Below are 12,848 nucleotides of genomic sequence, written 5' to 3'. Positions count from 1 at the left end.
TCGTGTCGCTTTTCGGAAGCGCCCCCTTGGCTGTGCGGTTCCGCGCCATGGCGCGGGTTCGCGCAGCCCCTGGTCAGAGCCCCTTGGACCGATAGGTCTGCGCCACCCGCCCGATGGACACGAGATAGGCCGCGACGCGCAGATCCTCGACATCGGCGCGGCTGTGCCAGACCTCGCGCATCGCCTGATAGGCCGTGCGCATCGTGTCATCGAGGCCCGACCGCACCAGCGCCAGTTCGTCCGACCCGGTCAGGAATTTTTCCTTGAAATCGGGCGCCAGCGTCCAGCCAAGGCCCTTGTCCGCGCTGAGGCGTTCCAGTTCTTCGACCATCAGGCGCGAGCGCGCCTCTTCGGCGCGGCGCTGCATGCGGCCGAAACGGATATGCGACAGGTTCTTGACCCATTCGAAATAGGAGACCGTCACACCGCCCGCATTGGCATACATGTCGGGGATGATGACCGTGCCCTTCTGGCGCAGGATTTCATCCGCGCCAAAGGTGATGGGGCCATTGGCCGCCTCGATGATCAGGGGGGCCGTGATGCGCGGGGCGTTGCCCTTGTGGATCACCCCCTCCATCGCGGCGGGGATCAGGATGTCGCAGGCCTGTTCCAGGACGGCGGCGCCCGCCTCGGTGAACTGCGCCCCGGCAAAGCCCTTCAGCCCGCCGGTCGCCGAAAGGTGCTGGCGCACGGCCTCGACATCGAGGCCCGCCTCGGAGATCAGGGCGCCGTCGCGTTCGATGATGGCGGTGATCTTCACCCCGTCCTCTTCCGACAGGAATTTCGCGGCGTGATAGCCCACATTGCCCAGGCCCTGCACCACGGCGCGCTTGCCGTCGAGCGTGCCGGACAGCCCGGCCTTGGCCACATCCTCGGCATGGCGGAAGAATTCGCGCAGGGCGAATTGCACGCCGCGGCCCGTCGCCTCGACCCGGCCCTGGATGCCGCCCGCATGGGGCGGCTTGCCGGTGACGCAGGCCTTGGCGTTGATGTCGGTGGTGTTCATCCGGGCATATTGGTCGGCGATCCAGGCCATTTCCCGTTCGCCCGTGCCCATGTCAGGGGCGGGCACGTTCTGCGCCGGATGGATCAGGTCGCGCTTGATCAGTTCATAGGCGAAGCGGCGCGTGATCTGTTCCAGTTCGTGTTCGTCCCAGGCGCGCGGGTCGATGCAGAGCCCGCCCTTCGATCCGCCGAAGGGCGTTTCGACCAGCGCGCATTTGTAGGTCATCAGCGCGGCCAGCGCCTCTACCTCGTCCTGGTTGACCGACAGCGCATAGCGGATGCCACCCTTCACGGGTTCCATATGTTCCGAATGGACCGAGCGATAGCCGGTGAAGGTTTCGATCTTGCCCCGCAACCTGACCCCGAAGCGGACGGTATAGGTCGAGTTGCAGACGCGGATCTTCTGTTCCAGCCCCGGCGACAGATCCATCAGGCGGACCGCGCGGTTGAACATCAGATCGACGGATTCCCGAAAGCTCGGTTCCCCGGAATGGTGCATGTCATCCTCCCTTTCGCGCCGCAGAGGGGCGGCGCGTCCCCGGCCATGAGGGTAACATGACCTGAACCCTTGCAGGCAGGTCTAGAACGGCCGCGTTTCAAACCCTTTAATTCCGGCCCGCAAATGCGCCCCGAGGCGCCCTCGCCCCGGCGCGGATCTTGGCAGAAGCTTTCTTAATGGCGCCGCAATGCTGCCCAGCATTCCGGCTAGAAACCCAGACTTATGGACGGGTGGAGAGCCACCGCAGGCATCCCTGAAAGGGCCGAGAATGACGATTTCACATGTGAAACGCCGAACGGATGCGATTCTGGGCCGATCGCTGCGCTGCGAATCGCCTGGGCCCTCGCTCAGGAGCCTGCGGAAAGCACTGTCTGCTGCGCCGCCACAATCATGGCGGATTTCGGCCGACCGTTTCATTCGCCCTGCGGAAGATTCCTCGCCCCACACGCAACCCTTGCAGGACCCCGCCGCTTTCCGCACCTTCCCCGACCGGGGGCAAGAACATGCGGGATCGCCGGTGACCGGCCTGCCGTGCAACGATCTTGGGAACGCCAGCCATGCGTAACTTCGCCCTGTCCTTCCTTGTTCGCCCGTTCCGGCGCTTTCGCCGCAATGAAGAGGGCTCGCTGCTCGTCTTCGGGCTTTTCCTCTTCGCCACCTTCTTCCTGATGAGCGGCATGGCCGTCGATCTGATGCGGACGGAGAACCGCCGGGCGGCGCTGGCCCAGACGCTGGACCGCTGCGCGCTGAACGCCGCCGCCCTGCGCCAGACGCTGGACCCCACGGCCGTGGTCAACGACTGCGTCGACCGCGAGGGGCTGCTGTCCTATCTGACCAAGGTCGCCGTCACCAATGGCACCGGGCAGCGCTCGGTCGAGGTGGAGGGGAAGATCCCGGTCGAGACGATGTTCATGCATGCCTCGGGCGTGGATGTGATTGATGTGAAGGGCCGCTCCGTCGCCGAACAGCGCGCGACGAATATCGAGGTCGTCCTCGTGCTTGACGTGTCGGGCTCCATGGCCGGGTCGAAGCTGTCTTCGCTGAAATCGGCGGCGAAGAATTTCGTCAGCACGGTTCTGGCCAATGACAACAACAAGATCTCCATCGCCATCGTGCCCTATAACGGGCAGGTGAACCTTGGCGCATCGCTGCGCACCAAGTTCAACGTCACCCATGTGCCGGGTCTTGCCGCGACGGCGAATGTCAACTGCGTGGACATGCCGACCTCGGTCTATTCGTCGACCGGGATCTCGCGAACGCTGGAAATGCCCGCCACCGGCTGGGCGGATGCCTATACCACGCTGAGTTCCTTCCCGACATCGCATTCCACCACCGGGCGCTCGCCGACGGCCGCCAACGTCTGGTGCCCGCCTTCGGCGGTGAACGTCGTGCGCCTGCCCGATGACGATATCAACGACCTGCATGACTATATCGACGATCTGACGGCAATCGGCGCCACCTCGACCAATGCCGGAATGAAGTGGGGCGGTGCGCTGCTGGATCCGCAGTTCCGCTCTGTCCTGAACGAATATGTCGATGCGGGCGTGGTGCCGACCGAATTCCGCGACCGCCCTTTCGACTACTCCAAGCGTGACGCGCTGAAGATCGTCGTCCTGATGACGGATGGTGAGAACTTCGGCGATGTGCGCCTGAATGACGACTATCGCACCGGCCTGTCGCCGATCTTCAAGGGCACGGATGGCAACTATTCGATCCGTCATCAGACCGGGCGTCCGGCGACCGCCGGCACCAACCAGTTCTGGGTGCCCCATCGCAACAGCAACGCCGGCGAATGGCGCGCCACATCCTGGGGCGGCACCACCGGCACGCAGGGCACGCAGCTGACCTGGCAGCAGGCCTGGCAGGAACTGAACGTCAGCTGGACGGCCTGGCACCTTTATGCCCGGGCGCTGGGCACGTCCAGCAGCACGCGGACCGCGCGCTACAACGAATGGTTCGGCAATTTCCGCAGCCAGCGCGGCACCAGCTCCTCGACCCCCGAGATGGATGAGGAACTGCAGGACATCTGCAACGTGACGAAGCAGGAGGGCGTTCTGGTCTATGGCATCGCCTTCTCGGCGCCGACGCGCGGCATCAACGCGGTGAAGGGTTGCTCCTCTTCCGAAGGGCACTTCTTCCATTCGACCAGCACCGCCCAACTGAACGCCGCCTTCCAGGCGATCGCCACCAACATCACCCAGCTGAGGCTTGTGAACTGATGCGCGCGCTTTCCCTTTTCCGACGCTTCCTGCGGCGCGAGGACGGCACCGCCACGGTGGAATTCGCGATCCTGGTGCCGCTCTTGTTCACCATCTTCATCGCCACGCTGGAAAGCGGGATGATGATGTCGCGCTGGGCCAGCATCGACCGCGCCGCCGACATGGTGATCCGGTCGCTGCGCCTGGGCCAGTATACCAATCCCGATGCGGAATTCCTGCGCCAGGAAATCTGCGACCGCGTCTTCCTGGTGGAGAACTGTTACGAGAACACCGCCGTCGACATTCGCCGGATCAGCCGCACCACCTTTCTTCTGCCCGATCAGAACGATCCCTGCGTGACCCGCGATGACGAGATCATTCAGCCGGTGACCGAAGTCGTGCCGGGCCAGCAGAACGACCTGATGCTGATCCGTGTCTGCGTGACAGTGGATGCGATCTTCCCGACATCCGCCTATGCCATCCCGATCGAGCTTGACGCGCAGGGCGGCTATGCCCTGTCGGTGGCCTCGGTCTATGTGAACGAACCGAGTTGAGGGGGTGATGACCATGCGCTTGCTGTCTTCCCTGAAATCCGGCCTTGGCCGCGCGATCCGCCGCTTCGGCACCGATACGTCAGGCACCCTGCTGGCCGAGGCGATGTTCATCGTCCCGGTCATGGCGATGGGCATGACGGGTTTCTTCGCCTTCTGGCATGTCTACCAGACCCAGAACCTGATCCAGAAAGGCACCTATGCCGTGGCAGACATGCTGTCGCGCGAGATGGTGCCTGCCACCCCGGCCTTCCTGACCGGGCTGGAACGCACGCTGGAATACCTGATCGAGGGCGAGGATGCCCGCGTCCGCATCACCAGCATCCGCCGCACCTCGGACGGGCCGCTGGGCCTGCAGGGGCTGGATGTGCTGTGGTCCTATTCGCCGGGCAACGTGATGCTGCCGCTGACCGAGGGCACGCTGACCCAGGTCGAGGCAGATATCCCGATGATGGCCGTCGGATCGAACATGATCGTCTTCGAGGTGGTCGTGCCCTATTCGCCGGTGACCGACATCCTGGATGTGACGACGATCAACGAAACCATCGCCCTGCGGCCGCGTTTCCTGCCCACGCTCTGCATGACCGGTGTTCAGTGCTGATCTGATCCGCACCCCCGGCCTGCCATTGTGCGCCGGGGCACAGCGATTTCGCGCGGGGCGGCATTGTCCGCCCCGCCTGCACATCCTAGCTTGCAGTGCTGCATCACAGGGAGTGCGCCCATGTCCATCCGCCCCGTCACCCACGAAGACCGCGCCCAGCCCACCTATGAAGGCGCGGGCGTGCATCTGCACCGTGCCTTCGGCTTTGGCGATCCCGAACGGATGGATCCCTTCCTGCTGTTCGACGATTTCCGCAACGAGGATCCGCGCGACTACATGCGCGGCTTTCCCTGGCACCCGCATCGCGGGATCGAGACGATCACCTATGTCCTTGCCGGTGCCGTGGAACATGGCGACAGCCTGGGCAATCATGGCCTCCTGAAGGGCGGCGACGTGCAGTGGATGACGGCAGGGTCGGGCATCCTGCATCAGGAAATGCCGCGCGGGAATGCCAAGGGGCAGATGCATGGCTTCCAGCTTTGGGCGAACCTGCCCTCCAGCCTGAAGATGACCGCGCCGCGCTATCAGGATGTGAAGGGCCGCGACATCCCCGAGATCATGGATGATGACGGCACCATCGTGAAGGTGATCGTCGGCAGCTTCTGGGGCAAGACCGGCCCGGTCGATGGCATCGCCGCCGATCCGCAATACCTCGACATCTACGTTCCGCCGGGCCGGAAGAAGAGCTTCAAGGTGGATACCTACCGCCGCGCCTTTGCCTATGTCTTCGAAGGCCGCGGCAGTTTCCGCGATGCCAGCCGCCCCCGCGGCGTCTTGCTGGAGAAGGAGGTGATGGGCGAGGAGGTGAACATCCGCGACATGTCGGGCGACCGGACGCTGGTGCAGTTCGGCACCGGCGACGAGGTGACGGTGCAGGCCGGCCCCGACGGCATCCGCTTCCTGCTGATCTCGGGCGCGCCGATCCAGGAACCCGTGGCCTGGCATGGGCCCATCGTGATGAATACCCAGGCGGAAATCCGGCAGGCCATGGCCGAGTTGAAGAACGGTACCTTCATCCGCCCCGCGCATTGATCTTTCCCCCGGCGGGGCGGGCGTCTAACATGCCCCCACCCTGCCGGAGCCGCCCATGCGCCTGATCCCTGCCCTGTTCCTCCCCTTCGCGCTGGCCGCCTGCGCAGAGCCGGGCTTTCTGGATGCAGGCGCGCCCGCCGCGCCCCCGGCCCTGCTGCCGATCGAGGATATCCTCGCCGCCGACAGCCCGACGCTGGACGCCGAGGCCGCCGCCGCCATGGCCGCGCGCGGCGATGCGCTGCGGGGCCGCGCGGGGGCCTCCGGCTGACCCAGCCCCGCGGGCCGTGCGCGGGCATGCGCCCTGCGTTGCAAGCCCTGCCACGAACGGCTAACAGGGCGGGGTCTGATCCATGATGGAGTCTCTCATGCCCACGCCCCTCCGCCTCGGTCTTGCCGGTCTGGGAACCGTTGGCATCGGCGTCGTCAGGATCGTGCAGAAACATGCCGACCTGATCGCCGCGCGGGCCGGTCGCCCCGTCGTCATCACCGCCGTCTCGGCCCGCGACCGCACGAAGAACCGCGATGCCGACCTGTCCGGTTACGCCTGGGAGGACGATCCCGTGGCCCTGGCGCAGCGCGATGACGTGGATGTCTTCGTCGAGGTGATGGGCGGCCATGACGGCCCCGCGAAGGCGGCGACCGAGGCCGCGCTGGCGGCGGACAAGGACATCGTGACCGCCAACAAGGCGCTGCTTGCCCATCATGGCCAGAACCTTGCCGAAACCGCCGAGGCCGCGGGCCGCGTCATCCGCTTCGAAGCCGCCGTCGCAGGCGGCATTCCGGTGATCAAGGCCCTGACCGAAGGGCTCGCCGCCAATCAGATGCGGCGCGTCATGGGCGTGATGAACGGCACCTGCAACTATATCCTCACCCGCATGCAGAATGCGGGCCTGCCCTACGAGACAGTCTTCGAAGAGGCCCGCCAGCTGGGCTATCTGGAAGCCGACCCCAACCTCGATGTGGGCGGGATCGATGCGGGCCACAAGCTTTCGCTGCTTGCCGCCATCGCCTTTGGCACGAAAGTCAGCTTCGACAAGGTGGAACTGGAAGGCATCGGCAATGTCTCGATCGAGGACATCCGCATGGCCGACGAGATGGGCTATCACATCAAGCTGCTGGGCGTGGCGCAGATGACCGGCCGCGGGCTGGAACAGCGCATGACGCCCTGCCTTGTGCCGGCCGAAAGCCCGCTGGGGCAGTTGCAGGGCGGCACCAACATGGTGGTTCTGGAAGGCGACAGCGTGGGCCAGATCGTGCTGCGCGGCCCCGGCGCGGGCGAAGGCCCGACGGCCAGCGCGGTGATGGCCGATGTGATCGACATCGCGCGCGGCCTGCGACTTCCCACATTCGGACGTCCCGCGGCTTCGCTGGTCGAGGCGGTCCCGGCCCGTTCGGCCACGCCCGCGCCCTATTACCTGCGGATGACACTGCTCGACAAACCCGGCGCGCTGGCCAAGGTCGCCACCTGCATCGGCGAGGCGGGCATTTCCATCGACCAGATGCGCCAGATCAACCAGCCCGGAGAGGCCGATGACAAGGCCATCGTGCTGATCGTCACTCACAAGGCCGCACCGGCCGATATTGCCCATGCACTGGCGTCCTTCCCGGCCACTGGCGTGGTTGTCGGCAGCCCGGTGGCGATCCGGATCGAAGAAGTCTGAGCGGGGACGAAAACTTTTCCCTGAAAAGTTTTCGCAGCAGCAAATTTTTCATGCGAAAAATTTGCCCCCCGCCCGCAGGGCGGGGCCGGGAAAATTCTTCGGAAGAAGAATTTTCCCCCTCGGGCCCCCGTCGCGCCGCAATCCTGCCCGCCGTTAGCGTCACCATGCTTGCCGCGCCCCCCGCCGGGCGCTAAGCGGGCGAAAAGCCATTGGGAGAGAGACGCATGGCCGACAAGGAAGAATTTCAGGACCGTCTGCTTTCGCTGGGCCTTGCCCGCGTCTCCGAGGCGGCGGCGCTGGCTTCGGCCGCACTGATCGGGCGCGGCGATGAGAAGGCCGCCGATCAGGCCGCGGTCAATGCCATGCGCAACCAGTTGAACCTGCTTGACATTGCAGGGGTCGTGGTGATCGGCGAAGGGGAACGGGACGAGGCGCCGATGCTCTATATCGGCGAAGAGGTGGGCACCGGAAAGGGCCCCGCCGTGGACATCGCGCTGGATCCGCTGGAAGGCACGACGCTGACCGCGAAGGACATGCCCAACGCGCTGACCGTGATTGCCATGGCACCGCGCGGCACGCTGCTGCATGCGCCCGATGTCTATATGGAAAAGCTGGCCATCGGCCCCGGCTACAAGCCCGGCACCGTGACCATGACGATGACGCCGTCGGAACGCGTCTCGGCCCTTGCCGCCGCCAAGGGCTGCTCGACCGAGAACATCACCGTCTGCGTGCTGGAACGCCCCCGGCATGAAGAGATGATCAAGGAGATTCGCTCCACCGGGGCGGCGATCCGGCTGATCACCGATGGCGATGTGGCGGGTGTCATGCATTGCGCCGAACCCGATGTGACGGGGATCGACATGTATATGGGATCGGGCGGGGCGCCCGAAGGGGTGCTGGCGGCGGCCGCGCTGAAATGCATGGGCGGCCAGTTCTTCGGCAAGCTCCTGTTCCGCAACGATGACGAACGCGCCCGGGCGCGCAAGGCCGGGATCAGCAATTTCGATCGCGTCTATACGCGTGACGATCTGGTGCGCGGCGATGTGATCTTTGCCGCGACGGGCGTCACCAGTGGCTCGCTCCTGTCGGGGATCAAGCGCGAACCGACCGCCGTGACGACGGAGACGATCCTGATGCGGTCGAAGACAGGATCCGTGCGCCGGATGACCTATCGCAGCCCGCTGAAATAGCGCGGCCACAGCCACCCGCGCGCCCCGCGCCGGCCCGCGGATCGGGCGGCGCGCGGGGCGCGGGATCCGGCATCGCCTCTTGCGCCCTTGCGGGCTTTGCGGCACTTCCTCGGGCATGACCGCACGCGCATTCCTGAATGTCGAAACCTCGCTCACCGGGCGGCGCTGGATCGGCCCCTCGGCCGAAGAGGACCGGCTAGCCGAGGCCATGGCGCAGCAGACGCATCTGCCGCTGGCCCTGTGCCATACGCTGGTCAAGCGGGGCGTCCCCCCGGACGAGGCCGCGGCCTATCTGCAGCCCGCCCTGCGCGACCTTCTTCCCGATCCCCTGACGCTGCGCGACATGGGCCCGGCGGCGGCGCGGTTCCTGAAGGCGCTGAAGGGGCGCGAGGCGATTGCCGTCTTTGCGGATTACGATGTCGATGGCGGCGCATCGGCGGCGTTGCTGCTGGTCTGGCTGCGGGCGATGGGGCATCAGGCCACACTCTATATCCCCGACCGGATCGACGAAGGCTATGGCCCGAACGTGCCGGCGATGCAGGCGCTTGCCGAAAGGCACCGGCTGATCATCTGCGTGGATTGCGGAACCCTGTCGCATGAGCCGATCGCGGCGGCCGTGGCCGCGGGGGCGGATGTGATCGTGCTGGATCATCACCTGGGCGCGGAAACCCTGCCGCCAGCGCTGGCCGTGGTGAACCCCAACCGGCAGGATGAGGATGGCGGGCTTGGCCATCTCTGCGCGGCTTCGGTCGTCTTCCTGATGCTGGTCGAGGCGAACCGCCAGTTGCGCGCCGATGCCGTGCAGGGGCCGGATCTGATGGCCCTGCTTGATCTGGTGGCGCTGGCCACTGTCGCCGATGTGGCCCCGCTGATCGGGGTCAACCGTGCGCTGGTCCGGCAGGGCCTGAAGATCATGGCGCAGCGCAGGCGGCCGGGCCTGCGGGCGCTTGCCGATGTGGCGCGGATGGATCAGGCCCCCAATACATACAGCCTTGGCTTCCTGCTGGGCCCCCGGGTCAATGCGGGCGGGCGGATCGGCGCGGCCGATCTGGGCGCGCGGCTTCTGATCACCGAGGACGAGGCCGAGGCCCGCGCCCTGGCCGACAGGCTGGACGAGTTGAACACCGAACGGCGCGAGATCGAGATGCGCGTGCGCGAGGCCGCCATGGCCCAGGCCGAGGCGCGCGGTCTGGACGCGCCGCTGGTCTGGGCGGCGGGCGAGGGGTGGCATCCCGGCGTGGTGGGGATCGTCGCCAGCCGCCTGAAGGAGGCGACCAACCGCCCCGCCGTGGTGATCGGGCTGGATGGCGGCATCGGCAAGGGATCGGGGCGGTCGATCTCGGGCGTCGATCTGGGCGCTTCGGTGCATCGGCTGGCGGATGAGGGGCTTTTGATCAAGGGCGGCGGGCATCGCATGGCGGCTGGCCTGACGGTCGATGCGGCGCAGCTTGAGGCCGCGATGGCGCGCCTGTCGGACCTGCTGGCGCGACAGGGGGCAGGCAGCGCAGGGCCGGCCGATCTGCGGCTGGACGGGTTGCTGATGCCGGGCGCCGCGGATCGCGATCTGGTGGAGCGGCTGGAAGAGGCGGGGCCCTTCGGGGCCTCTTCCCCTGCCCCGCGCTTTGCCTTTGCCGCCATGGCGACCAGCGCCCGGCGCATCGGCGAAAGCCATCTGCGCCTGTCCTTCGGCGACGGGATGGGACCCAAGCTCGACGCGGTGGCCTTCGGGGCCTTCGAAGGCCCGCTCGGCCCCGCCCTGCTGGAGGGCGGCCACCAGCGCTTTCACCTTGCGGGCAAGCTGGAACTGAACCAGTGGAATGGCCGGACAAAGGTGCAGTTGCGGCTGGAGGATGCCGCCCGCGCGTGATGCGTCCGCAGGGGGCGGTGGGGGTCTGCGCGAACTGGCGCGCATTTTCCCTCTTGCGAGTCGGCGGTCCCGGCTTTAGACAGCGCCGCACTGATCGTGGCCCGTTCGTCTATCGGTTAGGACACCAGGTTTTCAACCTGGGAAGAGGGGTTCGACTCCCCTACGGGCTGCCACTTTCCCCTGCATCACCAAGGCGATACCCACGCTGCGCGGCGGGTTGCGCTTGGCCTTGGGCGATGCCAGCATGGCCCGGAGCGCGCGGCGACCAGGCGCGCAAGGGGTGCAGCGCAGGAAGGAAGCGGTAAGATGTCGATCCGGGTCACCGTCTGGGGCGAGAATGTCCATGAACAGAAGAACAAGGTGGTGGCGCAGGTCTATCCCGACACGATGCACGGCACCATCGCCGCCGCGCTGAACCGGGCGGGGGGCATCACGGCGCGCACGGCCACCCTTCAGGAGCCGGAGCATGGGCTGACGCCGGAAACCCTTGCCGCGACGGATGTGCTGATCTGGTGGGGCCATGCCGCCCATGGCGAGGTGGCCGATGCCGTGGTCGACCGGGTCTGCGAGGCGGTCTGGGGCGGGATGGGCATGATCTTCCTGCATTCGGCCCATTTCGCCAAACCCTTCAAGCGCCTGATGGGCGCGCCCTGCAACCTGACATGGCGCGAGGCGGGCGAACGCGAAAGGCTGTGGGTCACCAGCCGCCAGCACCCGATCGCGGCGGGCCTGCCGGATCATTTCGAACTGGAACACGAAGAGATGTATGGCGAACCCTTTGGCGTGCCGGAACCGCTGGAGACGGTCTTCATCTCGTGGTTCGCGGGGGGCGAGGTGTTCCGCTCGGGGCTGACCTATCGGCGCGGGGCGGGCAATCTGTTCTACTTCCGGCCGGGGCATGAAACCTATCCCACCTATCACGATGCCAATGTGCAGCGCGTGATCGCCAATGCGGTGCGCTGGGCCCATAATCCGGCGGCGCGCATCGCCGATCCCGGGGCCGCGCCCAACCGCCCCGTGGATGCGGCGCTGGAGCCGATCACCGAACGCGGGCCGCGCCTGCATCACGACGGCGAGGAAGGGTATCGCTGAGATGGCGCAACCGATCCGCCTGCTGATCATCGGGACCGGCGGCATGGCAGCCAACCATGCCCAGAGCTTTGCCGCCATTCCCGGGGTGGAACTGGTGGCCGGGGTCGATCCCCGCCCCGAGGCGCTGGCCGCCTTCCGGCAGGCCCACGGCATCCCCCATGGCTTTGCCACCCTGGACGAGGCATTGGCCTGGGGCCGGTTCGATGCCGTGACCAATGTCACCCCCGATGCCGCCCATCACGCCACCACCCTGCCCGTGCTGGCCGCGGGCAAGCATGTCCTGTGCGAAAAGCCGCTGGCCACCAGCGCCGCCCATGCCGCCGAGATGGCCGATCTGGCCGCCCGGGCCGGTGTGGTGAACATGGTCAACCTGACCTATCGCAATGTCCCCGCCCTGCAGGAGGCAGCACGCCTTGTGCGTGCCGGGCGCATCGGTGCCGTCCGGCATTTCGAGGCCAGCTATCTGCAAAGCTGGCTGGTGCAGGATGCCTGGGGCGCCTGGAACAAGGAGAGCCAGTGGCTCTGGCGGTTGTCGCAGGCGCATGGATCGAAGGGCGTGCTGGGCGATGTGGGGATCCATATCCTCGATTTCGCGACCTTCGCCGCCGGGCTGCCGGTGGCCGAGATGTCCTGCCGGCTGGCCACCTTCGACAAGGCCCCGGGCGGGCGGATCGGCGACTATGTCCTCGATGCCAATGACAGTGCCACGATGCAGGTGGTGCTGGCCAATGGCGCGCTGGGCACCGTGGCCGCGACGCGCTTTGCCAGTGGTCATCTGAACGACCTGCGCCTGCGGATCTATGGCGACAAGGGCGGCCTCGACCTGCGCTTCGAAGGCGGGCAAAGCCAGCTCTTCGCCTGCCTGGAACCGGACCTGAAAGCCGCGCTCTGGCAGGAACTGCCCTGCCCCATTCTGCCCACGGTCTATGAACGATTCATCGCGGCGATTCGCGGCGAAGGCCCGGCCGAGCCTGATTTTGCCCGGGGGGCAGAGCTTCAGGCCCTGCTGGACCTGGCAGAGGATTCGGCCGCGCGACGTGGCGAAGGCCTGCCCGCCTGATCGGGCGGGATCCCCATCAAGCCGTTGTAAGTGAATGATTTTATAAGGTCCGCGGAGAAATCTGGGGCGGCCGTGATGCCTGCTTTGATTTG

11 protein-coding genes and 1 tRNA gene are annotated in these 12,848 nt (G+C 66.5%); 11 read left to right on the top strand and 1 reads right to left on the bottom strand.

What is annotated here, in order from left to right:
- Positions 1-73: 73 nt before the first annotated feature.
- Positions 74-1,504 carry a Glu/Leu/Phe/Val family dehydrogenase gene (locus tag G5V65_RS02545; protein WP_165046868.1) on the bottom strand — a complete coding sequence of 477 codons (1,431 nt, stop codon included), beginning with the start codon at positions 1,502-1,504 and terminating at the stop codon, positions 74-76.
- 557 nt (positions 1,505-2,061) lie between these two features.
- Between G5V65_RS02545 and G5V65_RS02540 the strand changes: the two genes are divergently transcribed.
- The 11 genes from G5V65_RS02540 to G5V65_RS02490 all read left to right on the top strand — a co-directional run bounded on the left by G5V65_RS02540 (position 2,062) and on the right by G5V65_RS02490 (position 12,756).
- The gene (locus G5V65_RS02540) at positions 2,062-3,723 is read left to right on the top strand and encodes a VWA domain-containing protein (protein WP_165046867.1); all 1,662 of its coding nucleotides are present in this window, start codon (positions 2,062-2,064) and stop codon (positions 3,721-3,723) included.
- Positions 3,723-4,256, top strand: a complete 534-nt coding sequence (locus tag G5V65_RS02535; protein ID WP_165046866.1) for a TadE/TadG family type IV pilus assembly protein — start codon at positions 3,723-3,725, stop codon at positions 4,254-4,256. The genes G5V65_RS02540 and G5V65_RS02535 overlap by 1 nt, the downstream gene beginning before the upstream one ends.
- 7 nt (positions 4,257-4,263) lie before the next feature.
- Positions 4,264-4,854 carry a TadE/TadG family type IV pilus assembly protein gene (locus G5V65_RS02530; protein ID WP_165046865.1) on the top strand — a complete coding sequence of 197 codons (591 nt, stop codon included), beginning with the start codon at positions 4,264-4,266 and terminating at the stop codon, positions 4,852-4,854.
- 120 nt (positions 4,855-4,974) lie between these two features.
- Entirely contained in the window at positions 4,975-5,886 is a 912-nt protein-coding gene (locus G5V65_RS02525) for a pirin family protein (protein WP_165046864.1), read from the top strand.
- Between the two features lie 55 nt (positions 5,887-5,941).
- Positions 5,942-6,154 (top strand): hypothetical protein, encoded by a 213-nt coding sequence (locus G5V65_RS02520; RefSeq protein ID WP_165046863.1) that lies wholly within the window; start codon positions 5,942-5,944, stop codon positions 6,152-6,154.
- Positions 6,155-6,251: 97 nt separating this feature from the next.
- Positions 6,252-7,547 carry a homoserine dehydrogenase gene (locus G5V65_RS02515; RefSeq protein ID WP_165046862.1) on the top strand — a complete coding sequence of 432 codons (1,296 nt, stop codon included), beginning with the start codon at positions 6,252-6,254 and terminating at the stop codon, positions 7,545-7,547.
- Positions 7,548-7,771: 224 nt separating this feature from the next.
- Complete coding sequence (gene glpX, locus G5V65_RS02510) at positions 7,772-8,737, top strand: class II fructose-bisphosphatase (RefSeq protein ID WP_165046861.1); 966 nt, start codon at positions 7,772-7,774, stop codon at positions 8,735-8,737.
- 115 nt (positions 8,738-8,852) lie between these two features.
- Entirely contained in the window at positions 8,853-10,604 is a 1,752-nt protein-coding gene (recJ, locus tag G5V65_RS02505) for a single-stranded-DNA-specific exonuclease RecJ (protein ID WP_165046860.1), read from the top strand.
- Positions 10,605-10,702: 98 nt separating this feature from the next.
- Positions 10,703-10,777, top strand: a tRNA-Glu gene (locus tag G5V65_RS02500).
- 133 nt (positions 10,778-10,910) lie between these two features.
- A complete protein-coding gene (locus tag G5V65_RS02495) occupies positions 10,911-11,696 on the top strand; it encodes a ThuA domain-containing protein (RefSeq protein ID WP_165046859.1) in 786 nt (261 codons plus the stop codon).
- A 1-nt stretch (position 11,697) separates the two neighbouring features.
- On the top strand, positions 11,698-12,756 hold the full coding sequence (locus G5V65_RS02490; RefSeq protein WP_165046858.1) for a Gfo/Idh/MocA family protein: 1,059 nt from the start codon (positions 11,698-11,700) through the stop codon (positions 12,754-12,756).
- The last annotated feature ends 92 nt before the right edge of the window (positions 12,757-12,848 follow it).

This window comes from Paragemmobacter kunshanensis (genome assembly GCF_011059185.1).
In the GTDB taxonomy this organism is placed as follows: domain Bacteria; phylum Pseudomonadota; class Alphaproteobacteria; order Rhodobacterales; family Rhodobacteraceae; genus Paragemmobacter; species Paragemmobacter kunshanensis.
Note: the sequence above shows the minus strand (reverse complement) of the source record. Positions and strands in the feature narration are given on the sequence as shown.

What these genes read in the sequence shown, in the direction of transcription:
- G5V65_RS02535 (WP_165046866.1), top strand. Translation starts at nt 3,723, where the DNA reads ATGCGCGCGCTTTCCCTTTTCCGACGCTTCCTGCGGCGCGAGGACGGC.
- glpX (WP_165046861.1), top strand. Translation starts at nt 7,772, where the DNA reads ATGGCCGACAAGGAAGAATTTCAGGACCGTCTGCTTTCGCTGGGCCTT.
- G5V65_RS02515 (WP_165046862.1), top strand. Translation starts at nt 6,252, where the DNA reads ATGCCCACGCCCCTCCGCCTCGGTCTTGCCGGTCTGGGAACCGTTGGC.
- G5V65_RS02525 (WP_165046864.1), top strand. Translation starts at nt 4,975, where the DNA reads ATGTCCATCCGCCCCGTCACCCACGAAGACCGCGCCCAGCCCACCTAT.
- G5V65_RS02545 (WP_165046868.1), bottom strand. Translation starts at nt 1,504, where the DNA reads ATGCACCATTCCGGGGAACCGAGCTTTCGGGAATCCGTCGATCTGATG.
- recJ (WP_165046860.1), top strand. Translation starts at nt 8,853, where the DNA reads ATGACCGCACGCGCATTCCTGAATGTCGAAACCTCGCTCACCGGGCGG.
- G5V65_RS02495 (WP_165046859.1), top strand. Translation starts at nt 10,911, where the DNA reads ATGTCGATCCGGGTCACCGTCTGGGGCGAGAATGTCCATGAACAGAAG.
- G5V65_RS02520 (WP_165046863.1), top strand. Translation starts at nt 5,942, where the DNA reads ATGCGCCTGATCCCTGCCCTGTTCCTCCCCTTCGCGCTGGCCGCCTGC.
- G5V65_RS02540 (WP_165046867.1), top strand. Translation starts at nt 2,062, where the DNA reads ATGCGTAACTTCGCCCTGTCCTTCCTTGTTCGCCCGTTCCGGCGCTTT.
- G5V65_RS02530 (WP_165046865.1), top strand. Translation starts at nt 4,264, where the DNA reads ATGACCATGCGCTTGCTGTCTTCCCTGAAATCCGGCCTTGGCCGCGCG.
- G5V65_RS02490 (WP_165046858.1), top strand. Translation starts at nt 11,698, where the DNA reads ATGGCGCAACCGATCCGCCTGCTGATCATCGGGACCGGCGGCATGGCA.